The following is a 23,726-nucleotide window of genomic DNA, read 5'->3' as shown; positions in this document are numbered from 1 at the left end:
GTGGTGCTATTCTCTATGCCTCAATCGGTGGCAGGCGCTGGTGCGCTACTGCGATGACGGGCGAATTGAGATCGACAACAACGCTGCCGAACGGGCGTTGCGAGCCATGGCTTTGAGCCGAAAAAAACTACCTGTTCGTCGGTTCCGATGCAGGTGGAGAGCGGGCTGCTGCTATTTGCAGCCTGGTGGGCTCAGCCAAACTCAACGACCTGAGCCCGCAAGCCTATTTGACCCACGTGCTGGAGCGTATTGCCGAGCATCCGGTTAATCGGATTGACGAGTTGCTGCCCTGGAACGTTTCTTTAACCCCACAGAAATAAGCGAGGCTGCCTGACCTATGGCCAACAATGTCCGTTCGCTAAGATCCGAGCCTGATTTGTTGCTGCTGCATATAGAGTTGAAGTGGGTCGAACCCACTGTCTGGCGCCGCGTAGCGGTGCCAGAGAACATTACCTTGGACACATTGCACGCCGTGATCCAGGTTGCGATGGGGTGGGACGACGACCATCTACATGAGTTTGAAATAGACGGTGAAACCTACGGAATTCCTGACCTCGATGGGTGGGGCCGTCCCATACACACGGAGATTCGTAAGACTCTGGCGAGTGCTCTGAACAGAAAAAGGTCATTCCGATATCTCTATGATTTTGGTGACGGCTGGGATCATCGCATTAAGGTTGGAAAGAGGCTGCCCCCTGCGGCATGCCCTCAAGTGCCATATTGTGTCGAAGGTGCCAATGCTTGCCCGCCAGAAGATATCGGCGGTTGGCCAGGATATTCCGAGTTCCTTGAGGTAATGGCAGATCCTGGCCACCCCGAGTATGAAAATATGTTGGAGTGGCATGGAGATGACTTTGACCCGGCAGCATTTGACGCGCAGCGCGTTAACCAGAGGCTAAAGAGCATTAGAGGATAAGTTGAAAGGCGGTGGTGCTCGGACGGTTACCTCGCAGGAGTGTAGGAGTCGTATCCTTTTGCAGGAAACCACGCCCTGGTCGAATTCCGCAGAGGGTTCAGGTACGACTATCTCGTCACTGGATTCCCGGAGTTCATCCTGAAAAAAAAGGCGGAGGAGGGATTCTTCTTGAGTTCGGAAACGCTCACCGCCACATCAGCCAGAATATATTGCATAGATAAGACCCCTAAATAGGTCTTTATTCTGGTCTTTTTTCGCGAGTTACAAGTGCATAGCAAATCTGCTCGAGCTTCTTGGTCGGCTACTTTCAGTGATTGCACTTTCTAAGTGGTGCCAGCTGAGTACGCAGATGTTTCTCGTCCCGCCGAATGGGTCACTGCGCTGGGCGCTTGGATAAACAGGACCGGGAACTGGTGCACCCGAGACATCCGGCGCAGGCAGTATTCATATACGGTTTTTCCGCGCCTAAGGATGAAAGTATCCGAGATGAAAGGTTGCATAAAGCACCCAGCGTCTTGGAGAAACTCATGAGTTGTGAACAGCAAACCCCTACCACCCATGCTCGTGGCATTGATGTATCGCGCTGGCAAGGAGAGATCGACTGGCGCCGCGTCGCGTCAGCCGGTATCACCCATGCCATCGTGAAGATGACCGAAGGGGGCACCTACACTGACCCTCGGTTTGCGACGAATTTTGCCGGGATGCTGGCCCACGGTTTGACTGCGGGGGTTTACCACTACTTTCGTGCACTGAGCAGTACCCCTGGCGAACAACTGGCCAATATTCGGCAGCGGCTTTGCGAGGCCAACTTCGAGGTCGGGAAGCACATCCTGGCCATTGACGTAGAAACTTCGCGCAACGAAGAGGCGAGCCCGGATCAGATGGCCGATGCCCTGCATGAGCTGGTAACGCTGCTCAGCACGCAAGTGCTCGATGGCGCCCATCCCTACATTTACACGTCACCCAGCATCTGGGCTGACCGCGTGGCGTGGCGCAAGTACGATTTCAGCCCGTGCCCGTTGTGGATCGCCAACTGGGATGCCAGGCAGCCGACGGTGCCCGAAACCTGGAGTAGCCACGGCAAGGGCTGGCACTGGTGGCAGCACAGCAGCAAAGGCCAGGTCGATGGTATTCAAGGTGCCGTGGATCTTGATTGGGTCAAGCGCTAAAGACTTCAGCCAGCCGAACGTCCTCGCTGGCTGAGGTACTCCACAAACGGCCCGATATCCGTACTGCAGAGCAAATGCGCCACCTCACGCACCTCCGACTCCGGCCAGTCCCACCAAGCGGATTGCTCAAGAATCAGCCGAGTCGGTTCATCAAAACGCCAGCGGATATGTTTGGCCGGGTTGCCGCCCACAATGGCGTAAGGCGCCACATCCTTGGTCACAATCGCGCCCGCAGCCACGACTGCGCCATTGCCAATCGTCACGCCGGACAGAATTTTCGCGTGGGAGCTGATCCAGCAATCATTGCCAATGATCACGTCGCCTTTGCTGCCACCAAAGTCGGTAATGTGCGCGAGACTTTTCATCTTGGCGGGGAAGGGGTAGCAACTGAGCCAGTCGGTGCGATGATGGCCGCCCAAATACACTTCCACATTGCCGGCAATCGAGGTGTAGGCGCCGACACGCAGGGTCGTGCCCTCATGCCAGTCGTGCACCTTCAAATCGCCGTAGGTGCCTATGCCAAAGCTGTAATTTGGATAACGGTTACGCAGTTTTTGCGTAGAGCGCTCAAGTGGAGAGAGCGCGCGTATTGCCTTGCGCGCTTTTTTTTCGCGCCATTTACGCAATAGCTTCATGCGTTGAGCCTTCTTGCAGAGATTGAAATCAGGCGACATCGTGAGCAATGGCTGCCTTCTATGCAAGACGAAGGCTTTATCTTCTGAAAAAATCGCCAACGCCTGTCCCTTTTTTGCGCCTCGCCTGTCATTGCAGGTAAGTGAACAAAATCGAGAGCTTCTCCCCATGCCCGCAGTCCGACCCATGCGCTTGCGCCCGTTGCTGAACCTGAGCCTGATGCTGAGCCTCAGCGCCAGCCCGTTATTTGTCCCGCTCGGCTATGCCGAAGACAGCACCGCCCGCCGCAGTTACCAGGTGCCGGCCGGTAGCCTGAGCGCCGCATTGACGCGCTTCGCCGGGCTCGCCGGGATCAACCTGTCGGTGGACCCGGCGCTGGTCAGCGGTCGCAGCAGCGCCGGCTTGTCGGGTGAATACGGCGTGGAGGAGGGCTTTGCGCAGTTGCTGACGGGTTCGGGCCTGCAATTGCAACCGATGGGCGCGCAGGCCTACAGGCTGATGCCGGTGCCGCAAAGTGGCAGCCTGCAATTGGCACCCACGTCCATCGTTGGCACTACTGGGTTGGCCGATGGCGATACCTACGCCGGTGGCCAGGTGGCGCGGCGTGGCTCGCAAGGCCTGCTCGGCTCGCGGGACTTTATGGAAACCCCGTTCAGCATGACCACCTACACCGCCGATGCGGTGAAGAACCAGCAGGCGCGCACCCTCGGCGACCTGATTGCCAGCGACCCATCGGTGCGCGCCACCAACCCGGCAGGTGGGCGTTATGAACAGTTCACCATTCGCGGTTTCAGCCTGTTCAACAGTGATGTGGCCTACAACGGCCTGTACGGCGTGTTGCCGACATACACCATCGACATGGAGATGGCTGAGCGCGTCGACATCCTCAAAGGCCCGAGCCAGTTGATCAACGGCATCTCGCCGCGCGGCAGCGTGGGCGGTGGGATCAATGTGGTGCCCAAGCGCGCCACCGACAAGGACATCACCTCGCTGACCGGCACCTGGGCGTCCGGCAGCCAAGCCGGTGGCGCGGTGGACGTGGGACGGCGCTTTGGTGAGGACAACAAGTTCGGCATCCGTTTCAATGGCGTGAAGCAGTCCGGCGATACCGAATGGGATCACCAGAGCGTCGACCGTGAAATGGCGGTGCTGGGCCTGGATTTTCGCGGCGAGCGCCTGCGCCTTTCCACGGATATCGGCCACACCGAGCGCGACACCGATGCGCCGCAAGAGCGCGTGCAGGTCGGCGCCAATGCGCGTGTGCCGAGCGCCAACGATGTGCGCCGCAACTATGCGCAGCCCTGGAGCAAGGCCCGCACCGATGACACCTTCGGCACGGTTAACGGCGAGTTCGACCTCAGTGACAGCGTGATGCTGTATGGCGGCGTGGGCGCGCGTAAAAGTAATCACGACTTCTTGCGTCACGCGGTTTCCGTCACCGACAACGCCGGGGATTTCAGCGTATTGCCACGGGATTTCACCCGCGATGAAAACGTGCGCACCGCCACCGCCGGTGTGCGCAGTTGGTTGCATACCGGGCCGGTCAGCCATGAGATCAACCTGGCGGCCAGCTACTTCTACATGGACTTTGAAAACGGCGGCGCCCGTTACGCGGCGGCGCCGAGCAACCTGTACAACCCGGTAGAAACCCCGACCCCTTCACGGCCAACACGCCTGGATTCCAAGGTCTACACCGAGAACCGCTTCAGTGGCGTGGCGCTGTCCGATACCCTGGGCTTTTTCGACGAACGTTTACTCCTGACCCTTGGCGCGCGCTGGCAGCGGGTCAAGGTCGACGACTGGACCGACAACGTCAAAGGCGCTACGGCCTACGATGAGGAAAAAGTCTCGCCCTCCGGCGGCATCCTGTTTAAAGCCACCGACAAACTGTCGCTGTACGCCAACTACATGGAAGGCTTGAGCCAAGGCAAAATCGCGCCGTCGACCTCGATCAACGAAGATGAAATCTTCCCGCCGTTTGTCAGCCGCCAGGTGGAAGTAGGCGCCAAATACGACGCCGGCGCGTTTGCCGTGACAGCTGCGGTGTTCCGCATCAAGCAGCCAGCCTACGAGACCAACGCTACTACGCGAGTGTTCGGCCCCAACGGCAAACGCCAGAACGACGGCGTGGAACTGAGCGTGTTCGGCGAGCCGCTCAAGGGCGTGCGCCTGCTGGGTGGTGTGATGGTTATCGACAGCGAACTGACCCACACCACCAACGGTACTTTCGACGGCAACCGCGCCCCGGCCACCCCCAAGTACAACGTCAACCTGGGCGCCGAATGGGATCTGCCGACGGTGGAAGGCCTGACTCTGACCAGCCGTGGTATCTATTCCAGCTCGCAGTACCTGGACCAGTCCAACGCCAAGGAAATCGACGCCTGGACCCGCCTTGACGTCGGCGCGCGTTATGCGTTCAAGGTCGACGATAAGCACATTACCTTGCGGGCGAATGTCGAGAACGTCGCCGATAAACGCTACTGGAGTTCGGCTGGCGCCTCGGATGACAGCGAGCCTGGCCTCACCCTGTCAACGCCGCGCACCTATTTGCTGTCGGCCACGGTGGACTTCTAAACGCAACGATCATCCGGGGAAGACTAATGTAGGAGCTGGCTTGCCTGCGATACAGGCACCTCGGTCTGTCAGTAAGACCCGGTCGATGCTATCGCAGGCAAGCCAGCTCCCACACAAGCCAGCTCCCACACAAGCCAGCTGCCACACAGCCCTGACCACATAGGCCAGCACACACCACGGACTCGCCGCGTTAATAAGAATGTTTTTTGATTGCATCGACTCAATATGGAATAGTACCCGCCGTTTTCCCCAGCCCGTCCAGCAGGGGTGTTTTAACGCCGAGGTCTTTGTCATGCGAATGCTGCGCTCCATCCCGACCCTTGCCGCCTGCCTCCTGGCGTTGTCTTGCAGCGTATTGAACGCCGCGCCCATCGACCTTAATGACGGCCAGCACGCGGTGCACTTGCCGGATGCGCCCAAGCGCGTAGTGGTACTGGAGTTTTCCTTTCTCGACAGCCTCGCCGCCGTTGACGTCACGCCGGTCGGCGCTGCGGACGATGGCGATGCCAACCGCGTCTTGCCGCGTGTGCGCCAGGCCATCGGCCAATGGAAGTCGGTGGGCCTGCGTTCGCAACCGAGTATCGAAGAAATCGCCCGGCTCAAGCCGGACTTGATCGTCGCCGACCTCAATCGTCATCAGGCGTTGTACAGCGACTTGGCGAGCATCGCGCCGACCTTGTTGCTGCCATCCCGTGGCGAAGATTACGAAGGCAGCCTCAAATCCGCCGAACTGATCGGCACGGCACTGGGCAAAAGCCCGCAGATGCAAGCACGCATCGCCCAAAACCGTGAGCACTTGCAGGCGATTGCCAAGCAGATTCCGGCGGGTGCCAGCGTGTTGTTCGGCGTCGCGCGTGAAGACAGTTTTTCTGTGCACGGGCCTGACTCCTACGCCGGTAGCGTGCTGCAAGCCATCGGCCTGAAAGTGCCTTTGGTACGCGCCAAGGCCGCGCCGACTGAGTTTGTCAGCCTGGAACAATTGCTCGCGCTTGACCCTGGCTGGTTGCTGGTCGGTCACTATCGCCGCCCAAGTATCGTCGACACCTGGAGCAAGCAGCCGTTGTGGCAAGTGCTCGGCGCGGTGCGCAATCATCAAGTCGCTGAAGTCGATGGCGACAGTTGGGCGCGTAACCGAGGTGTATTGGCGTCGGAGCAAATCGCTGAAGACACCTTGGCGATTCTCAAGGGCGGCAAAGCCGTATTGAGCCAATAACCATGCAACGCAGCTTCGCGGCGGCAGGCATTGGGCTGCTGGGTGCCGTGTTGTTCTGGTACTCACTGTACAGCTGGTCGCCCTTCACCATCACTGCGACGGATGCCTGGAACGGCCTGGTTCACCAGGGCAGCGTGGGCGGCAATATGGCCTACATCGTGGCGCAACTGCGCGTGCCGCGTGCGCTGTGCGCGGCGTTGGTCGGTGCCTGCCTGGGGCTGGCCGGTGCACTGATGCAAGGCATCACCCGCAACCGTCTGGCGTCGCCTTCATTGTTCGGCGTGACGGCTGGCGCGGCATTGGGATTGGCCTTGTTTTCGACCGGGTTGGTCGCGCCGCCTTTTGCCGGTGGCGCCCTGTTGATGACCTGCCTGGGCGGCGCGTTGGCCTGGGTCACGGTGTTCAGCCTGGGCGGCGCGTGGTCGCCGACCACCGCGCAAGGTCGGCTGGTATTGGCCGGTGTGGCGGTTGCAGCGCTGTGCGCGGCCTTGACCCGGCTCACGGTGATTCTGGTCGAGGCCCAGGCCCAAAGCGTGCTGAACTGGCTGGCGGGGTCGCTGGCCAATGTCGGTGCGGCCCAGGTGCAACTGCTCTGGCCGTGCACGCTGATCGGCGGCGTGTGGGCGCTGTGGTGCGCGCCGCGCCTGAACCTGATCAATCTCGGCGAAGACGCCGCGCGCTCGTTGGGCGTCGGTATCGCCAGCCTGCGCTTGCAGGTGTTTGTCGCCAGCTTGCTGCTGGTGGGCGCCAGCGTGTGCGCGGTCGGCCCCATTGGCTTTGTCGGGCTGATCGCGCCGAATATCATTCGCCAGTTTCTCGGTAACGACTACCGTTGGCTGATTCCGCTCAGCGCCGCATTCGGCGCGGTGATCGTGCTGGGCGCCGACTTGCTCAGTCGCGCGGTGGCCTTTCCGGTGGAAACCCCGGCGGGCGTGGTCACTGCATTGATCGGCGCACCGTTCTTCCTGTTTCTTGCCAGGCGCACGCTATGATTCGGCCACGCTTACGTTTATGGCTGCTGCTGGGCTTGCTGCTGGTGGCGTTGCTGGCGAGCCTCAGCGCCGGCGCGGTGTGGCTCAAACCCGCCACCGTGCTGGAGCGCCTGCTGGCCCACGACGCCCTCGATTTTGAAGTGTGGAACCACCGCCTGCCACGCAGCCTGATCGCCATCCTGGCCGGCTGCGCGTTCGGCCTGGCCGGTGCGATTGTGCAGGGCGTGATCCGCAACCCGCTGGCCTCGCCGGAAATTCTCGGTGTGACCCAGGGCGCCGGGCTGGCACTGACCGTGGCGATCATCAGTTGGCCGCACCTGCCGATTGCCTGGCTGCCACTGGTGGCCTGCCTGGGCGGTGCCGGTGGGGCCTTGCTGCTGGCGCTGTACAACACCGGCGTGAGTTTTTCCGGGGTGCGTTTTGCGCTGTCGGGGGTGGCGATTGCGGTGACCTTGTCCAGCGTCACCGAGTTTTTGATCCTGTCCCACCCGTTGGATATCAACACGGCATTGCTCGCGCTGACAGGCAGTTTGTGGAGCCGTAATTGGCACCACGTGGCGCTGGTGCTGCCGTTTTTGCTGTTGATCCCGTTGGGCTTGTGCCTGGCTAAACCTTTGAACCTGATCGCGCTTGGCGATGAGGCCGCCCACAGCCTGGGCACTGCGCTTGGCCGCACCCGCTGGTGGGCGATGGCCTGCGCGGTGCTGCTCACCAGCCTGGGCGTCGGCGTGATCGGGCCGATAGGTTTTATCGGCCTGGTCGCACCGCACATGGCGCGGCGCCTGGTGGGCGGGCATCACCAGTACTTGCTGCCGGCTGCGATGTTGATTGGCGCGTTATTGCTGGTGCTGGCCGACACGCTTGGACGCACGTTGATCGCGCCCAGCGAGATCCCGGCGGGCGTGCTTACGGCGGTGATCGGCGCACCGTATTTTCTTTGGTTGCTGGCACGGTTCAAGGGTTGATCACATGAGTATTTTGCAGGCACACCAACTCGATATCGGCTACGGCGCCACGCGTATCGTGCAGGGCCTTTCGTTTGCACCGCCGACAGGTCGCGTCACCGCGCTGATCGGCCCCAACGGCTGTGGCAAGTCCACCTTGCTCAAGGCGTTTGCACGCATCCTCAAACCCACCCAGGGCGAGTTGACCCTGGATGGCCACGCCTACGCCAGCTTGTCCGCGCGCCAATTGGCGCGGCAGATCGCATTTTTACCGCAGGTATTGCCGGTGCCGGAAGGCGTCAGCGTGCGCCAGTTGGTCGCCTATGGCCGCAGCCCGCATAACTCGCTGTGGGGGCGCCTGAGCGGCAACGATCAGACCCAGGTGACCCAAGCCATGCAACGCCTGGAACTGGACAACCTCGCCGACCGCGCGTTGGCGGACCTGTCCGGCGGCCAGCGCCAGCGCGCCTGGCTGGCCATGGTGCTGGCGCAAAACGCGCCAGTGGTGCTGCTCGACGAACCCACCACTTACCTCGACATCAGCCATCAGGTCGAACTGCTCGACCTGATGGGTGAACTGGCCGCCGAGGGCAAAACCGTGATCACCGTACTGCACGACATCAACCAGGCTTGCCGCTACGCCGATCACTTGGCGGTGATGCACGCCGGCAAGCTGGTTGCCGATGGCGGGCCCGCCCAGGTCATCAGTGCCGAGCTGATGCGCCAGGTGTTCGACGTACAGGTGCAGATCCTGCAGGAGCCCATTTCCGGCACGCCTATGTGCCTGGTGGAAAAAAGCACCCGCACCCACGCCTGACCCTGCTCGTTCCCACGCTCCGCGTGGGAATGCAGCCCGTGACGCTCCGCGTCACAAGGTTGCCGGTTGCAGGGCGGGACGCGGAGCGTCCCATGAGGCATTCCCACGCGGAGCGTGGGAGCGATCAGTAAAAACATTATTTATATGAATAAAGTTATTCGTAAATAATGAAAGTAGAGAATATTAGCTTATGCCCAAATAGCATTATATTTTTAAAATCCATTCCGTTATGTTTGACCGCAACAGCCTACCCCTGACCTCGGATGGTACCCAGCGTGATTCAGATTCTGCGCGCCATAACCGGGTAAAGACCCCGCGGCAGAATCGTTGGAAGGGAGTTCAACGTATGTTGCCGATTCAAAGCCCTCGCTCGCTCCACACCTAGTTCCCCATCGCAGCTACACCCTGAAAAACGAGCACCGCGCCCGCCCGCGCGACTGCCCGACTTCGCGATTCGGAATGTATGGAGTGGCTATGAAGCAAGTCTTGCAACCCACCGCCGTTATGACGCTGGCCCTATTGGCCAGCGCAGTTCAGGCCCAGGACGACAGCACCTTGTCCACCGTGGTGGTCACCGGAAACCGTGGCGCCGAGCAGCGCACCGTCACCAGCAGCCCGGTGCCGATTGATGTGGTCAGCGCCAAGCAGCTGCAAAGCACCGGCAAGCCCGGCTTGATGGAAGCCTTGAGCGCGGTGATCCCGTCGCTGACCCTGCCGGAAAAAACCGGTTGGGACGCCAGCGGCATTGCCCGTGCCCCCAACCTGCGCGGCTTGAGTGCTGCCGAAGTGCTGGTGCTGGTCAATGGCAAACGCCGCCACACCAGCGCCACGCTGAACATCAATGGCATCAACACCGGCGCGGCGCCGGCCGACCTGGATTTGATCCCCATCAGCGCTATCGACCACGTGGAAGTGCTGCGCGACGGCGCCGCCGCCCAGTACGGCTCGGATGCCATCGCCGGGGTCATCAATGTGATCCTCAAGGCCGATACCAGCGGCACCGCCGTCACCAACGTCGGCCAAGGCTACGACGGCAAGAAGCAAACCGTGCAACAAAGCCTCAACAAGGGTTTTGAAATCGGCAACGGCGGCGTCGTGCAATTGGCCCTGGATGCGCGCAGCCAGAATGACGACAACAAAGCCAGCGCCAACGGCTACACCTATGAGCAAGCCTACAACCAGGCCGGCAGATCGACCTACGGCGGTTACGGCACGCCCAAGACCAACCTGCTGACCCTGGGCTACAACGCCGAACTGCCGATTGATGACAGCCTGAGCCTGTATTCCTTCACCACTTATTCGCGACGCAAGGCCGAGCAGGGGCAGAACTACCGCCTGCCGACCATCACCAATACCATCACCACCGGGCCGAATGGCTACCCGGCTGGTTACACGCCGACCTGGTACATCGACGAAGACGATTTTCAGGCCGCGTTCGGCGGCAAAGGCACCGTCGGCGCGTGGGACTGGGACTTGTCCACCACCTACGGGCGCAACGAGGCGGAGCAGGGCACCACCCATAACCAGAACCCGTCGCTGGGCGAGTACACGCCCAACAGCTTCACCTCCGGCACCTGGATCTCCACCGAGCTGACCACCAACCTCGACTTCAAGCGTGGCTTTGATGTGGGCCTGCAAAAACCGTTGGACCTGTCCTACGGTTTCGAACATCGGCGCGACACCTATGAGGTGCAGGCCGGTGACTACGCGTCCTATGCCAATGGCGGCTACTGCGTGGCGCCGGGCAACTGCGCGTCATCCGGGGCGCAAGTCACCAACGGCATTTCGCCGGATGAAGAAAGCAGCGCCTCGCGCAACAGCCTCGCCAGTTACGTCGATGTGGGCTTCAACCCGCTGCCGGACTGGTACATCGGCACCGCCTTTCGCTACGAGCATTACAACGAAGGCGTCGGCGCCACCCGCAGCGGCAAGCTGACCACGCGCTACGATTTCACCCCGCAATTTGCCGTGCGTGCCACCGTCAGCAATGGCTTTCGCGCGCCGTCCCTGGCCAACAGCCTGTTCAGTGCGCGCTCCACCACCTATGGCGTGGTCGACGGCGTGTATCAGTCGATCAACTACGGCGTATTGCCGGTGGGTTCGGCAGCAGCCAAGGCCCTTGGCGCCCAGGAATTGAAGCCCGAGCGCTCGACCAACTTCAGCCTGGGTTTCACCCTCACGCCCACCGACCGCCTCAACTTCACCGCCGACGCCTACGTGATCAACCTGCGCGACCGCATCACCCTGACCGGCACCTTGCTCGGCCCCGAAGTCACCCAGGTACTGCAAAGCAACGGCATCAACTCCACCTCCGGCGGCCAGTACTTTATCAACGGCGCCGACACCCGCACCAAGGGCGTGGATCTGGTCAGCAACTACAACCAGGACCTCGGCCAGTTCGGCGCCTTGAAGTGGACCGCCGCGTTCAACTGGAACCAGACCAGGATCCTCAACTACAAGGCCTCCACCGACATCCTCGGCACGCCCTATGACCTGATGGACCGCCAGGCCCGTGGCCTGATCACCGATGTGCAGCCCAAGACCAAACTCATCCTCGGCGGCGACTGGAGCATCGAGCGCTTCAATCTCAACCTGGCCCTGACCCGCTACGGCGCCTACAAAGAGGTCAACTCCTCGGCCAATCGCGACCTGGACCGGGTTTACAACGCCCGCTGGATCACCGACCTCGACCTTGGCTACAACCTCACCAAAGCCCTCAACATCGCCGTCGGCGCCAAGAACCTGTTCGACCTTTACCCCAAGAAACAAGGCGTGCCGAGCAGCACCATGCTCGCCAGCTACGGCACTTATTCGCCCTACGGTTTTACCGGCGGGTACTACTACACCCGGCTGACTTACGCCTTCTAAGGCCGCAACCCGCGAGGAATAGAACATGCCCATTGTCGCTAAATCCTACGACCTGATCGACGAGGTCAGCCCGGTTCGCCAGCGCCGCGTCGCAACGCCCATCAAGGCGCTGCAAGTGGTGCCCGCCCGCCACCCGTGGCGCTGGGCCGGGTCGATCTTCGCCGCGCTGGTGCTGCTCGCCATCGTACATTCCCTGGCCACCAACCCGCGTTGGGAGTGGGGCGTGTTCGGCCAGTGGTTCTTTTCTACCTCGGTGCTGCGCGGCCTCGGCCAGACGCTGCTGCTGACGTTGCTCAGCACCGTGTTCAGCATGCTCTTCGGTACGGCATTGGCGCTGGCACGGCTGTCGGGCTCGCCACTGCTGGCGGCGTTGGCCTGGGGCTATATCTGGTTTTTCCGCTCGATGCCGGCGCTGCTGGTGCTGATCATCCTCTACAACTTTGCCTACCTGTATGACCACATCGTGCTCGGCGTACCGTTCACCAGCGTGGTGTTCGCCGAGTGGTCGACCGTGGATGTGCTCAGCCAATTCACCGTGGCGGTGTTGGGCCTGAGCCTGATGCAGGCCGCCTACGCGGCGGAGATCATTCGCGGCGGTTTGATTGGCGTGGACGCCGGCCAGCATGAAGCGGCGGCGGCCCTCGGTTTGCCGGCTTCACGACGGATTTTTCGCATCATCCTGCCCCAGGCACTGCGCTCCATTTTGCCGTCGGGGTTCAACGAAATCATCGGCCTGGTCAAGGGCACGTCCATCGTCTACGTGCTGGCTCTGCCGGAGCTGTTCTACACCGTGCAGGTCATCTACAACCGCACCCAGGCGGTGATCCCGCTGCTGGTGGTGGCGACCGTGTGGTACCTGATCATCACCACGGTGCTGACCAGCGCCCAGTATTACGTCGAGCGCCACTTTGCGCGCGGTACGGCGCGGGTTTTGCCGCCCACGCCGCTGCAACGCCTGCGCGGCTGGCTCAAGGAGAAAACCCATGGCTGAAGCACGCGCCGGGCGCATTCAGATCCAGGGCGTGGGCAAGCGCTTTGGCAACCAGCAGGTGTTGAAAGACATCGACCTGACCATCGACCCCGGCAAAGTCACGGTGATTCTCGGGCCATCCGGCTCGGGCAAATCCACCTTGCTGCGCACCATCAATCACCTGGAAAAAATCGACAGCGGGCACATCACCATCGACGGTGAATACGTCGGCTACCGGCGCAAGGGTGACCTGCTCTACGAATTGAAAGAACGCGAGATTCTCAAGCGCCGCATCGACGTGGGTTTTGTGTTCCAGAACTTCAACCTGTTCCCGCACCTCACCGCCTGGGAAAACGTCGCCGAGGCACCGCTGGCGCACAAGCGCTGGAGCAAGTCCGAGGCGCAGGCCTGGGCCTGCGAGCTGCTGGCCAAGGTCGGCCTGGCCGACAAAGTCGACGCCTACCCACGCCAGCTTTCCGGCGGCCAGCAACAGCGTGTGGCCATCGCCCGCGCCCTGGCGCTGGACCCCAAAGTGCTGCTGTTCGATGAACCCACCTCAGCCCTCGACCCGGAGCTGGTGGGCGAAGTGCTCGACGTGATCAAGGGCCTGACCCAACTGGGCGTGACCCTGGTGATCGTCACCCACGAAATCGGTTTTGCCCGCGAAGTGGCCGACCACGTGGTGTTCCTGTGTGACGGTCAACTGATCGAAGAAGGCCCGCCCGAACAGATGTTTCGCCAACCCCGACATCCCCGCACCGTGGCCTTTCTGGGCAAGGTGCTTTAGTTCAAGGAGTGACTGCCCATGTTCATCAATACTGCCCGCGTGGCCTTGCTGACGCTTGCCGTCGGTGCTGCGCAAACCGCGTTCGCCGTGCAACAGGTGGATTTCAGCCCCGACCGCGTGCGCATCCATGTACCGCGCAATGAAGCAGCGATTGCGCAGATCCCGCCGGGCTTCAAGTTTGCCCAGCCCGGCAAATTCACCGTGGCGGTGTCCGGCGTGGCCGGGCCGCCGTTGGCGCTGCTGGCCAATGACGACAAGACCACCATCGGCAGCGAGGCCGACACCGCGCAGTTGGTGGCCGACAGCCTCGGCCTGCAACTTAATGTGGTGCAGACCAGTTGGGAAGACTGGCCGCTGGGCGTCAGCTCCGGCAAGTACGACGCGGTAATCAGTAACGTCACCGTGACTGAGGCGCGCAAGAAGCGTTTTGACTTCGCCACCTATCGCCAGGATGTGCTCGGCTTTTACGTCAAGAGCACCAACAAGATCACCGAGATCAAACAGGCCGCCGACATTGCCGGGCTGAAGATCATCGTCGGCTCGGGGACCAACCAGGAAAAGGTTCTGCTGGCCTGGAACGAGGCCAATGAAAAAGCCGGTATCAAGCCTGCGCTCCTGCAATACATCGACGACCAGGCCGCCGCGCAACTGGCGGTGCAATCCGGTCGCAGCGATGCGTTGTTCGGGCCTAACTCGGTGTATGCCTATTCGGCGGCGGTTACCGGTGGCATCAAGCTGGTGGGCACGGTGAACGGCGGCTGGCCGTTGAAGGCCGATATCGCCGTGACCACCCGCAAGGACAACGGCCTGATCCAACCGATTCACACCGCCCTGCAAGGCGCGATTGCCGGCGGCCAGTACGAGCAGGTGCTGCAACGTTGGGGCCTGGACATCGAGCGCGTCGACACGTCGCTGATCAACCCACCGGGCCTGCCGGACTAGGAGCATCGACATGGGACTGACACGCCGTGAAGCGCTGTCGAGCATCGCCGCTGTAGGCGGTGAAAAGGCCGTCAAGGATGCATTGGCGGTATTGGGTTTGGGGCCGTCGTCACATCGCCGCCCGCAACCGCTGAAACTCAAGCCTGGTCTGGGGCAGGGCACTCGTGTACTGGTGCTGGGCGCCGGGATTGCCGGGTTGGTGACGGCGCTGGAACTGAGCCGCGCCGGGTTCAGCGTGCAAGTATTGGAGGCCCGCAACCGCGTGGGCGGGCGCACCTGGACCCTGCGCAATGGTGACCACGTGGACTACAAGGATGGCCGTACGCAAACCGTAGCGTTCGATAAAGGCCAGTATTTCAACGCCGGCCCCGCCAGGATTCCGAGCCAGCACCGCACGATTCTCGACTATTGCAGCGAACTGGGTGTGCCACTGGAAGTGTTGGTCAACAGCAGCCACGGCGCCCAGGTGCGGCCCGACCTGCAACAGCCGGCGTTTACCGTTGGCCAGGCGATCAATGACACCCGCGGGCACCTGTCCGGCTTGCTGGCCAAAGCCGTGCAGCGCGATGCCCTCGATGATGTGTTGAACAGTGAAGAGCGCACGCGCTTGCTGGCGTTTTTGCAGGTGTATGGCGATCTGTCGCAGGAACTGGCCTTTGAGGGCAGCTTGCGCTCCGGTCACCTGGAGTCGCCTGCCCACCCCGGCGCCTTGCCCGCCAGCCTTAGCCCGCTGGCGCTGGACCGGCTGCTGCATCCGGAGTTGTGGGGCGCGTTATTGCACACCGAATTCCCGGAATTTTCCGCCACCATGTTCCAACCCGTCGGCGGCATGGACCGCATCACCGACGCCTTCTACCAACGCGTGCGCGACCATGTGCAACTGGGCGCCCAGGTGCGGCAGATCCGCCAGCTTGAAGACGGCGTGGCGGTGACCTACCACGACCAGTTCAGCGGTCGTGAACAAGTGGTGCGTGCCGATTACCTGGTCTCGACCTTGCCGTTGCCGCTGCTGGCCAAACTCGACACCGACTTCAGCGACCCGGTCAAAGCCGCCTTGCTCAGTACCCGCAGTGATCAGGCGACCAAAGTGGCGTGGCAATCGCCGCGCTTCTGGGAAACCGAGTACCGCACCTTTGGCGGCCTGTCGTGGATCGAACACCCGGCGCGCCTGCTGTGGTACCCCAGCAACGACCTCAACACCCGCGACGGTTTGCTGGTGGCCGGTTACGTGACCGGGGAGGGCGCCGACGTATTTGGTGCCAAGCCATTCGACCAGCAGTACGCCACGTCCAAAGAAGCCGTGGAACTGCTGCATCCGGGTTATTCAAAACACCTGCGCCACCCGCTGGCGGTGTCCTGGGAACAGATCCCCTACAGCGAAGGCCCCTGGCTGCAACGCGAACACTTCCCAGCCGACGCCGGTGCCTTGCTGGAACAGGCCCACGGCCGCGTGTACTTCGCCGGCGACGGCCTGGTGCAAAGCGGTGTGGGCATCTGGCAGGAGTCGGCAGCCAACTCGGCGCGGCATGTGGTCGCGCAGCTGGCCGAGCGCATTACCCAACAGCAGCAGAGTGCGGCACTCGCCGCCTCCTGAGGAGCACTACCATGAGCGACAGTATTCAACGCACCAGCGTCGGCGATTTTCCAATCTCGCAAACCGTCACCGTACCGGCCTCGGCCAGCCTGATTTTCGTCAGCGGCACCTTGCCCGACCTGGTCGACCCGAACGTGCCTGGGGATTACGGTAATACTGAAGTGCAGACGGTGTCGGTGTTCAACAAACTGCGCAAGATCCTCCAGCAGCAAGACCTGGACCTGGGCGATATCGTGCAATTGCGCGTGTTTCTGGTGGGTGCCGAAGAGACCGATGGCAAGCTGGATTTCGCCGGATTGCAGCGCGGTTACACGCAGTTCTTCGCCACACTCGAGCAGCCGAACAAGCCTGCGCGCACGGCGTTGCAGGTGGTGGCATTACCGTTGCCGGGGGCGTTGGTGGAAGTGGAGGCGATTGCGGCGCGAACGGCGTAACCCCGATACTCTGTTCACGGTCAGTCGATGAACTGTGAACAGAGCCCCCAATCACTCAGTAAAGTGATGTCACTTTTTTGTCGCTTGCAGTCTCTACCTTGTCTTGAGCGTTTTTATCTCAAGCACCCCAGGGATCGAATAGTGCCATGCCAACTCTCACCCGCCGTACCCTGCTGAAGGCCGCCGCCATCGGCTCCGCCTACACGCTGCTGCCCGACTCCATCCGCCAGGCCTTGGCGATCCCTGCCAACAACCGTACCGGCACGATCATGGATGTGGAACACGTGGTTATCCTGATGCAGGAAAACCGCGCGTTCGACCACTACTTCGGCACCTTGCCCGGTGTGCGCGGTTTCAGCGACCGCTTCACCATTCCGCTGTCGGGTGGGCGCAAGGTCTGGGAGCAACAGGGCAAGGGGCGCCGCGTGTTGCCGTACCACTTGGACAGTTCACGCGGCAATGCCCAGCGCGTGGACGGCACGCCGCACTCCTGGGTTGACGAACACGCCGCCTGGGGCAGCGGCCGCATGAGTGCCTGGCCGACCTACAAGACCAACACCTCCATGGGCTATTACCGCGAGCAGGAATTGCCCTTCCAGTTTGCGCTGGCCAACACCTTTACCCTGTGCGATGCCTACCATTGTTCGGTGCACGCCGGCACCAACCCGAACCGGCTGTTCCATTGGACCGGCACCAACGGCCCGACCGGCGCCAACGTGGCTGCGGTGGTCAACGAATGGGACGGCCCTGGCGCGGTGAGCGTGGGTTACACCTGGAAAACCTACCCCGAGCGCCTGGAAGAAGCGGGCGTGAGTTGGAAGGTCTATCAGTTTTTGCCGGATAACTTTGGCGACAACCCGCTGGCGGGTTTTCGTCAGTACCGCGCCGCCAGTGTCGCGGCCGGTAACCCGGCGGAACCGCCGAAAGACTTCAAGGCCTTTGTGCCTTACAGCGATCAACTCAACGCCCGCGTGCCTTTGTACAAAGGCAACGGCAATACACTGCCGTCCGCCAACGGCAGTGACCTGGAAGCGATCATCCAGGGCTTTCGCGATGACATCAAACACGGGCGTCTGCCCCAGGTGAGCTGGCTGGTTGCGCCGGCCAACTACTCCGAACATCCTGGGCCTTCCAGCCCGGTGCAGGGCGGCTGGTTCACTCAAGAGATTCTCAAGTCGCTGACCGAAAACCCGCAGGTTTGGAGCAAGACTGTACTGCTGGTCAATTACGATGAAAACGACGGGTTCTTCGACCATGTTCCCTCACCATCAGCGCCGTCCAAGCGTGCCGATGGCAGCTTTGCCGGTAAGTCCACGGTGAAGTTCGAGAGCGAAATCTTCACCCATCCGGCGCCGCCTGGCACCACGCAACAGCCTGCGCCGGACGGTGGCGTCTACGGGCCTGGCCCACGGGTGCCGATGCTGGTGCTATCGCCCTGGAGCCGTGGCGGCTGGGTCAACTCCCAAGCGTTTGATCACACCTCGGTGCTGCAATTTCTGGAACAACGCTTCCAGGTGCGTGAACCCAATATCAGTGCCTGGCGTCGCGCCGTCTGTGGCGACCTCACCTCAGCGTTCAACTTCGTCAATCCCAACAGCGAACTGTTGCCGCCATTGCACGACACCACTCGCCAGGCCGCGGATTTGCTGCGCCAGCGCCAAGAGCAACTGGCCCAGGTCGCGGTGCCCGCAGAGGGCCGGCAGCAGGCGCCGCATCAGGCGCGCATGGCTCGGCCCTCCCGTGCATTGCCTTACCAGTTGAATGTGGAGGGCGCGGTTGATCGTCGCGCCGCTGAGCTGACGCTGAACTTCTTTAACCATGGCGACCAGGGCGCGGTCTTCCACGTTTACGACCGACTGCACCTGGAAGACATCCCACGGCGCTACACCGTGGGCGCTGAAAAGCACCTCAGTGACACCTGGCCAGTCGCTGGCAGCTATGACCTGTGGCTCTTGGGGCCGAACGGTTTTCACCGGTCATTCAAGGGTGACTTGCAACGCCGCGAACCCGAACTGTCCTTGGCTTATCAAGGTGACAGCGTGCTGCTGACGGTGATCAACCCCAGCAAGCATCCGGTCTCGGTGACGATCAAGCGCTGCCCTTATACCCATCAAGGGCCATGGCTGCTGGAGATTGCTGGCCACAGCTCGCAGCAGCGCACGTTCTCCCGCCAGCCGAGCGGTGGCTGGTATGACTTCACCGTGCGCAATGAGCATGGCTGGGTGCGTCGCGTAGCGGGACGGGTTGAGACGGGGGCGCATAGCATCAGCGATCCGTTGATGGGCAAGCCGGTGTAGCAGACCCTGAGGCGGCGGATAGCGTTAAGCCGATCCGCTGCCTTTGGCCTGTTGCAGGTATTTTGAGAAATATCCTACGTTCATAAAGGATTAAACATCCGCTCTTTTTCCGGGCAGTTTTAGACAATCGTTGGCTCCACCGCCAACGAGCCCACGCTAATGACGAGCCAGCCTTTACGCGTCCTGATCCTTGAGGAACACGCCTCTGCGCGCGCCGTCGTCGTGAGCCAGTTCAAATGGTTGGGGCACGCGGTGATCGAGGCGACGCATGCCATTGAAGCCTTGGCCCTTCTGGAAAGCGTGGGCGGGGTGGATGTCGTGCTGTGCGACTTGTCCATGACCGGCATGGATGGTCTGGAGTTCGTGCAACACGCCGCCCAACGAGGGTGGCTGCAGGGCGTGATTGTCAGCGGCCACCAGCCGCCCGGAATCAACCAGGCCCTGCAACAGTTTACCCGCTTGCTCGGCGTGCGTTTACTGGGGCATGTCGATAAGCCCACAACGCTCAATCAGCTTGAAGGGTTATTGCGTCGCCATCTGCGTGATGGGGAGATCGCGCCTGAGGTTTCACCGGCACTGCCATTATTTACTCCGACGCAGGTGTGCGAAGCGCTCGCTGCCGGCCAGTTACACGCGTACTACCAACCCAAATTCAGTCTGTGGACCAACGAGATGACCGGTGTGGAAGTGTTGAGCCGCTGGCAGCACCCGCTTTACGGTCTGTTACCCGCAATGGCCTTCATGCCGGTGCTGGAGCGTTGCGGGCGGCTCGATGAATTGTTGTTTGCACAGATGCACCAGGCCTTGACCCTGCAACAACACGTCAGAGCAAGCGGCATGACCTTGAACCTGGCGTTCAACCTGCACGCTCAGCAGCTGGCTCAGGGCGGGTTGAGTTTGAAGATCAAAGACGTCATGGCACCGTTCAAGGCACCGCGCTCCAGCGTGACGTTCGAGCTGACCGAAAGCGGCATGCTGGAAGCCTCGGCGAGCAGCCTGGCGTGCCTGATGCGTTTGCGCATGCTCGGTTGCAACCTGTCCCTGGATGATTTCGGTGCCGGGTTTTCATCCTTGCAGCGCCTGTGTCAGCTGCCATTCAACGAGATCAAGCTGGATGCCGAGTTTGTGCGCGGCATGACCACCGAACCACGTTGCCGCGCGGTGATCCACAGCACCCTGGCGCTGGGCGACAGCCTGGGCATGACCGTGGTGGTGGAAGGCATCGAAACCCAGGAGCAGCAGCGGCAATTGCTGGCGATGGGCTGCAGGGTGGGCCAGGGTTATGTGTATGCGCCGGCGATGAGTGGCGAACAGCTGTTGTGGCGGTTGCAGAACGTGGCTTGATGGGTGTTGGGCGAATGCAGGTGGCAGGTGGCTCACCACCATTTCCAGCGGCCTTGTTTTTTCAGGGTGGCGATAATGTCTTCGCGCTTGTGGCGGATTTCGACCATCTTGTGGCGCAGTTCGCGGCAGCGGTTGCTGTTGAGGATCAGCAGGCCGGTCAGTGAGCCGATGAGGGTCATGGAGTAGAGGTGGACGTTGGGGCGGTACGCGATGGCGGGAAGTGATACCAGCAGACATATGAGGTATATCGCGACGTTTAGCCAGACCCAGTGTATGCGGCCGTACAGCACTTGGTATTTGGCAATGGCATATACAGCGCCAAGCCCGGTCGCGCTGAAAAAAAATGTCTTGGTCGCAAAGCTTATGGGGTATGACGAAAGGTAAGTAAGCATTGTCAGGGTAGCCGTCAATGCTATCGAGGCGCATGCGACGAGAAGGTCGGCACTGATTACCGGCGTGTACCGTTTGATGATTTTCCAAGGGTTTTCAATGAAAACAGCTGAGTAATACGCGTTTTTTTCTTCGCCCTTTTCGCTCATGGGTTGACCTCCTCGTAGACGCCGACTGCCAACGTCTTGAGATTTCCGTTGGTTGCACTGCTGGTAAAGCTGAGCGATGCAGCCAATGCATCCATGATGTGGGTAGCGGTTGCATGCTGCATTGCCGCAGCGCTGACACGTTTGGAAAGTTTACCGTTAGCTTTTTCCAACTTAAGCAGTCTGCTCGTTAACCTTGGGTCACGGATCTTGAGCAACTCATCGTTCAGCTTTGCCCGCTCTTGCCGAGTCAGGCCTTTGAGCACCTGGCGGATGGATTTTCCGGTTACCCGCGTAGTTGTAATGATGGCTTTCACTGTGACCAACATCGAAGTTGCAACGCCCAGTAGCGCTACACCATCCAGTACTGCCGTCGCGTCTTGATACCAGGGTTCGCTATCTAAATAGTCATTAAACTCGGGGAATGCAGCTTCTGACGCAATTCGCAGAGCGCCGGCGATACACTGAACCGTACCCGCTGCCGCTGCAGCCTGGCCGATAACCGTGATCACCGCACTCGTCCCCGCCGTAAATGGCATCAACATCACACCACTCGTAACCACAGCCCAACTCAACAACGCCCCCGCACAAGTGATCGTCGTGTTTAGTGCCTCAGCCACCAAACGGGACTCGCGAGGCTCATGCTCCAACATCCGCTTGAACTCCACCGGCCCCACATACTTCGGCGCCTCACGCAGCACGACCTTGATCGGCCGCACACTGCAAATTGCCTGAAACTCGCGCAATACCACCACGTTAAACATGTCATCGATATACACCGCCCCCGCGCCAATCAGTGCCGGGTCGCTGTCAATGGCAAAGAACAACTTACGCAGATCGATGCTGCTTTCAATCCGCTGACGCGTGGTGCGGTGGGCCGAAGGGAATCCATCTCTGAGCAGGGAAGCCGTCATCCTTAACTCCTGTTTTTGCGTGAGGCGAGAGCGTAAAGATGAGGAGGTACCGCTGAATGTCGGAAGGTTCGCCATTTCACGTCGGGTGCGTCTGTAACTGTCTTCTGCGTCTTGCGCGCACCGCTGCGGCTGAGGAAAAGTGCGCTCCACGTCACTACCGACGCATACCAAGGCAGGGAGCAAACATGGCAGTCGATATGTTTTTGAAGCTGGGTGATATCAAGGGTGAATCAAGGGACCAGGCCCATCGCGACGAAATCGACATCACCCAATGGGCGTGGGGCATGTCGCAGTCGGGTTCGATGCACAGCGGTACGGGCGGCGGTGCGGGCAAGGTCAATATTGCCAACCTGAACCTGACTAAACCACTGGATAAATCCAGTCCCAACCTGATGATGGCCTGCGCCAGCGGCAAGCATTACCCCGAGGCCAGGTTGGTGCTACGCAAGGCCGGCGGTGCCAGCCCGGTGGAGTATCTGGTGATGACCCTCAAGGAAGTCATGGTGGTGTCCTACAGCACGAACGCTGAAAGCAGCACCGACGTCGTGTATGACAGCTTTGCCCTCAACTTTGCCACCGTCGACGTCAGCTACCAGCCGCAGAAAGCCGACGGCGCCAAGGACGGCGGGCCGGTGAAGTTTGGCTGGAACATTCGGCAGAACATCAAAGCCTGAGCCCCAGCCAGCCTTTTATTCTTCCAACTGCAATGCCTGCTGTTTGAACCTGCGTTTTTGTTCAAACGGCAACTTCTCATCATCCCCATACGGCGCGCTGTACCAATTGCCGTAACTCGGGTTCGGCAGCAGGAACCAGCGCTGCCCCAGCCAGCTCACATAGGGTTCCACCGCCTTGCGTTGGGCGGCGAGGGTATTGTGTTCGGCCTGCACGAAATCACCCAGCGAGTCCCCGGCCATCAGCAACACGCGTGCATGGCTGGCGACCCACTGACGGCGACACGTCTTGCCGTAGCCGGCACTTTCGCAATGGCCGATTGGCGTACTGGCCGCCAGGACTTTTTCGTCGCCGCTCACCGGAAACCCGCGCAGGCGCAGGTTGGCGACCGTGGCCGCGACCTGGCTGTGTTCGCGGTTAGTGAGGTAGTAAACCTTGATGCCCTTTTGCTTAGCGGCCTGCAGGAAAGCCACTGCGCCCGGCAATGCCTGGGCCTTGGCCTGGTTGACCCAGGTGTTCCAGCGGTCATAGGAGTAGACCTGGTTGTTGATGATGTCGCGAGCGTTCAGCGGCACGTTATCCAGCAGGGTTTCGTCGATATCAACCACCACCGCTGGAGGCAAGCCGTTCAGATTGCGAGGTGGAAAGGGCAGGGCATCCCAGGTCGGATCGGCCAGGGCCACGTCGAGTTGGCGGGTGGCGTTGGCGAACAGCTGGCGGTAGATCAACTCGTGTTCGATGGAGGTCTGGGTCCAGAGCACGGCGTCGAGTTGGTCGTTGGCCGGCGGGGTCTGCTGGCAGCCGGTCAGGGCGGTGGTGAGCAGGCAGATGCTGGCGAAAATCAGGTGGCGCATGGGATGTCTCGGCGGTGGAAGCGTGTGGCCAGCACCTTAGCCTAATCAGGCTATACATCAATCCCGACTGTGGGGGCGATTTCAGATCAAGCTCAAAAGAGCAGATCAAAAGACCGCTGACTTCGTCATCGAAAAGAATGTAAGGGCCGGATCGAAGCAGACCTCATCGTCAAGACTGCACGCGGTCGAATGTGGGAGCGGGCTTGCTCGCGAATGCGGTGGGTCAGTGACAGATGAATTGACTGACACACCGCAT

The 23,726-nt window shown here is 60.9% G+C and carries 20 protein-coding genes and 1 pseudogene; 17 read left to right on the top strand and 4 right to left on the bottom strand.

Annotation, left to right across the window (positions count from 1 at the left end; genetic code table 11):
* Positions 1 to 19: 19 nt before the first annotated feature.
* The 3 genes and pseudogenes from ACTD9P_RS05530 to ACTD9P_RS05520 all read left to right on the top strand — a co-directional run.
* A pseudogene (locus tag ACTD9P_RS05530) lies at positions 20 to 320 on the top strand (transposase domain-containing protein); the annotation flags it as partial.
* A gap of 17 nt (positions 321 to 337) precedes the next feature.
* Positions 338 to 916: a plasmid pRiA4b ORF-3 family protein gene (locus tag ACTD9P_RS05525; RefSeq protein WP_438866978.1), complete on the top strand. Its 579-nt coding sequence runs from the start codon at positions 338 to 340 to the stop codon at positions 914 to 916.
* 527 nt (positions 917 to 1,443) lie between these two features.
* Positions 1,444 to 2,085 (top strand): glycoside hydrolase family 25 protein, encoded by a 642-nt coding sequence (locus ACTD9P_RS05520; RefSeq protein ID WP_438866977.1) that lies wholly within the window; start codon positions 1,444 to 1,446, stop codon positions 2,083 to 2,085.
* A gap of 5 nt (positions 2,086 to 2,090) precedes the next feature.
* Here ACTD9P_RS05520 and ACTD9P_RS05515 read toward each other — a convergent pair whose 3' ends face one another.
* On the bottom strand, positions 2,091 to 2,720 hold the full coding sequence (locus ACTD9P_RS05515; RefSeq protein WP_438866976.1) for a CatB-related O-acetyltransferase: 630 nt from the start codon (positions 2,718 to 2,720) through the stop codon (positions 2,091 to 2,093).
* Positions 2,721 to 2,886: 166 nt separating this feature from the next.
* Between ACTD9P_RS05515 and ACTD9P_RS05510 the strand changes: the two genes are divergently transcribed.
* The 13 genes from ACTD9P_RS05510 to ACTD9P_RS05450 all read left to right on the top strand — a co-directional run bounded on the left by ACTD9P_RS05510 (position 2,887) and on the right by ACTD9P_RS05450 (position 20,494).
* Positions 2,887 to 5,292: a TonB-dependent siderophore receptor gene (locus ACTD9P_RS05510; protein WP_438866975.1), complete on the top strand. Its 2,406-nt coding sequence runs from the start codon at positions 2,887 to 2,889 to the stop codon at positions 5,290 to 5,292.
* A gap of 298 nt (positions 5,293 to 5,590) precedes the next feature.
* Entirely contained in the window at positions 5,591 to 6,505 is a 915-nt protein-coding gene (locus tag ACTD9P_RS05505; RefSeq protein WP_438867026.1) for a Fe(3+) dicitrate ABC transporter substrate-binding protein FecB, read from the top strand.
* Between the two features lie 2 nt (positions 6,506 to 6,507).
* Entirely contained in the window at positions 6,508 to 7,497 is a 990-nt protein-coding gene (gene fecC, locus ACTD9P_RS05500; protein WP_438866974.1) for an iron-dicitrate ABC transporter permease FecC, read from the top strand.
* A complete protein-coding gene (locus tag ACTD9P_RS05495; protein WP_438866973.1) occupies positions 7,494 to 8,462 on the top strand; it encodes a FecCD family ABC transporter permease in 969 nt (322 codons plus the stop codon). The genes fecC and ACTD9P_RS05495 overlap by 4 nt, the downstream gene beginning before the upstream one ends.
* A gap of 4 nt (positions 8,463 to 8,466) precedes the next feature.
* A complete protein-coding gene (gene fecE / locus ACTD9P_RS05490) occupies positions 8,467 to 9,258 on the top strand; it encodes a Fe(3+) dicitrate ABC transporter ATP-binding protein FecE (protein WP_438866972.1) in 792 nt (263 codons plus the stop codon).
* Between the two features lie 474 nt (positions 9,259 to 9,732).
* Positions 9,733 to 12,126, top strand: a complete 2,394-nt coding sequence (locus tag ACTD9P_RS05485) for a TonB-dependent receptor plug domain-containing protein (protein WP_438866971.1) — start codon at positions 9,733 to 9,735, stop codon at positions 12,124 to 12,126.
* Between the two features lie 25 nt (positions 12,127 to 12,151).
* Complete coding sequence (locus ACTD9P_RS05480) at positions 12,152 to 13,117, top strand: amino acid ABC transporter permease (RefSeq protein WP_438866970.1); 966 nt, start codon at positions 12,152 to 12,154, stop codon at positions 13,115 to 13,117.
* Complete coding sequence (locus ACTD9P_RS05475; RefSeq protein ID WP_438866969.1) at positions 13,110 to 13,883, top strand: amino acid ABC transporter ATP-binding protein; 774 nt, start codon at positions 13,110 to 13,112, stop codon at positions 13,881 to 13,883. The genes ACTD9P_RS05480 and ACTD9P_RS05475 overlap by 8 nt, the downstream gene beginning before the upstream one ends.
* A gap of 18 nt (positions 13,884 to 13,901) precedes the next feature.
* The gene (locus ACTD9P_RS05470) at positions 13,902 to 14,825 is read left to right on the top strand and encodes an ABC transporter substrate-binding protein (RefSeq protein WP_056861290.1); all 924 of its coding nucleotides are present in this window, start codon (positions 13,902 to 13,904) and stop codon (positions 14,823 to 14,825) included.
* A 10-nt stretch (positions 14,826 to 14,835) separates the two neighbouring features.
* The gene (locus ACTD9P_RS05465) at positions 14,836 to 16,419 is read left to right on the top strand and encodes a flavin monoamine oxidase family protein (protein ID WP_438866968.1); all 1,584 of its coding nucleotides are present in this window, start codon (positions 14,836 to 14,838) and stop codon (positions 16,417 to 16,419) included.
* An 11-nt stretch (positions 16,420 to 16,430) separates the two neighbouring features.
* Entirely contained in the window at positions 16,431 to 16,853 is a 423-nt protein-coding gene (locus ACTD9P_RS05460; protein WP_438866967.1) for a RidA family protein, read from the top strand.
* A gap of 146 nt (positions 16,854 to 16,999) precedes the next feature.
* Positions 17,000 to 19,150: a phosphocholine-specific phospholipase C gene (locus ACTD9P_RS05455; RefSeq protein WP_438866966.1), complete on the top strand. Its 2,151-nt coding sequence runs from the start codon at positions 17,000 to 17,002 to the stop codon at positions 19,148 to 19,150.
* Between the two features lie 159 nt (positions 19,151 to 19,309).
* Complete coding sequence (locus ACTD9P_RS05450) at positions 19,310 to 20,494, top strand: EAL domain-containing response regulator (RefSeq protein ID WP_438866965.1); 1,185 nt, start codon at positions 19,310 to 19,312, stop codon at positions 20,492 to 20,494.
* Positions 20,495 to 20,526: 32 nt separating this feature from the next.
* Here ACTD9P_RS05450 and ACTD9P_RS05445 read toward each other — a convergent pair whose 3' ends face one another.
* Positions 20,527 to 21,033 carry a hypothetical protein gene (locus ACTD9P_RS05445; RefSeq protein WP_438866964.1) on the bottom strand — a complete coding sequence of 169 codons (507 nt, stop codon included), beginning with the start codon at positions 21,031 to 21,033 and terminating at the stop codon, positions 20,527 to 20,529.
* Positions 21,030 to 21,944, bottom strand: a complete 915-nt coding sequence (ssp4, locus tag ACTD9P_RS05440) for an Ssp4 family T6SS effector (protein WP_438866963.1) — start codon at positions 21,942 to 21,944, stop codon at positions 21,030 to 21,032. Before ssp4 ends, ACTD9P_RS05445 begins: the two co-directional genes overlap by 4 nt.
* Before the next feature lie 185 nt (positions 21,945 to 22,129).
* On the opposite strand from ssp4, the gene ACTD9P_RS05435 reads away from it, so the two are divergent.
* Positions 22,130 to 22,618 carry an Hcp family type VI secretion system effector gene (locus ACTD9P_RS05435; RefSeq protein ID WP_438866962.1) on the top strand — a complete coding sequence of 163 codons (489 nt, stop codon included), beginning with the start codon at positions 22,130 to 22,132 and terminating at the stop codon, positions 22,616 to 22,618.
* 15 nt (positions 22,619 to 22,633) lie between these two features.
* On the opposite strand, the gene ACTD9P_RS05430 is transcribed toward ACTD9P_RS05435, so the two are convergent.
* Positions 22,634 to 23,470, bottom strand: coding sequence for an HAD family acid phosphatase (locus ACTD9P_RS05430; RefSeq protein ID WP_438866961.1), 837 nt, complete (start codon positions 23,468 to 23,470; stop codon positions 22,634 to 22,636).
* Positions 23,471 to 23,726: the final 256 nt, after the last annotated feature.

The organism is Pseudomonas onubensis (assembly GCF_965653655.1).
GTDB lineage: Bacteria > Pseudomonadota > Gammaproteobacteria > Pseudomonadales > Pseudomonadaceae > Aquipseudomonas.
This window is presented reverse-complemented; position numbering and strand designations above follow the sequence as displayed.

Coding starts and splice junctions, on each gene's coding strand:
- ACTD9P_RS05515 (WP_438866976.1), bottom strand. CDS start 2,720: ATGAAGCTATTGCGTAAATGGCGCGAAAAAAAAGCGCGCAAGGCAATA.
- ACTD9P_RS05460 (WP_438866967.1), top strand. CDS start 16,431: ATGAGCGACAGTATTCAACGCACCAGCGTCGGCGATTTTCCAATCTCG.
- ACTD9P_RS05450 (WP_438866965.1), top strand. CDS start 19,310: ATGACGAGCCAGCCTTTACGCGTCCTGATCCTTGAGGAACACGCCTCT.
- fecC (WP_438866974.1), top strand. CDS start 6,508: ATGCAACGCAGCTTCGCGGCGGCAGGCATTGGGCTGCTGGGTGCCGTG.
- ssp4 (WP_438866963.1), bottom strand. CDS start 21,944: ATGACGGCTTCCCTGCTCAGAGATGGATTCCCTTCGGCCCACCGCACC.
- ACTD9P_RS05495 (WP_438866973.1), top strand. CDS start 7,494: ATGATTCGGCCACGCTTACGTTTATGGCTGCTGCTGGGCTTGCTGCTG.
- ACTD9P_RS05470 (WP_056861290.1), top strand. CDS start 13,902: ATGTTCATCAATACTGCCCGCGTGGCCTTGCTGACGCTTGCCGTCGGT.
- ACTD9P_RS05520 (WP_438866977.1), top strand. CDS start 1,444: ATGAGTTGTGAACAGCAAACCCCTACCACCCATGCTCGTGGCATTGAT.
- ACTD9P_RS05475 (WP_438866969.1), top strand. CDS start 13,110: ATGGCTGAAGCACGCGCCGGGCGCATTCAGATCCAGGGCGTGGGCAAG.
- ACTD9P_RS05455 (WP_438866966.1), top strand. CDS start 17,000: ATGCCAACTCTCACCCGCCGTACCCTGCTGAAGGCCGCCGCCATCGGC.
- ACTD9P_RS05485 (WP_438866971.1), top strand. CDS start 9,733: ATGAAGCAAGTCTTGCAACCCACCGCCGTTATGACGCTGGCCCTATTG.
- ACTD9P_RS05465 (WP_438866968.1), top strand. CDS start 14,836: ATGGGACTGACACGCCGTGAAGCGCTGTCGAGCATCGCCGCTGTAGGC.
- ACTD9P_RS05505 (WP_438867026.1), top strand. CDS start 5,591: ATGCTGCGCTCCATCCCGACCCTTGCCGCCTGCCTCCTGGCGTTGTCT.
- ACTD9P_RS05435 (WP_438866962.1), top strand. CDS start 22,130: ATGGCAGTCGATATGTTTTTGAAGCTGGGTGATATCAAGGGTGAATCA.
- ACTD9P_RS05510 (WP_438866975.1), top strand. CDS start 2,887: ATGCCCGCAGTCCGACCCATGCGCTTGCGCCCGTTGCTGAACCTGAGC.
- fecE (WP_438866972.1), top strand. CDS start 8,467: ATGAGTATTTTGCAGGCACACCAACTCGATATCGGCTACGGCGCCACG.
- ACTD9P_RS05430 (WP_438866961.1), bottom strand. CDS start 23,470: ATGCGCCACCTGATTTTCGCCAGCATCTGCCTGCTCACCACCGCCCTG.
- ACTD9P_RS05525 (WP_438866978.1), top strand. CDS start 338: ATGGCCAACAATGTCCGTTCGCTAAGATCCGAGCCTGATTTGTTGCTG.
- ACTD9P_RS05445 (WP_438866964.1), bottom strand. CDS start 21,033: ATGAGCGAAAAGGGCGAAGAAAAAAACGCGTATTACTCAGCTGTTTTC.
- ACTD9P_RS05480 (WP_438866970.1), top strand. CDS start 12,152: ATGCCCATTGTCGCTAAATCCTACGACCTGATCGACGAGGTCAGCCCG.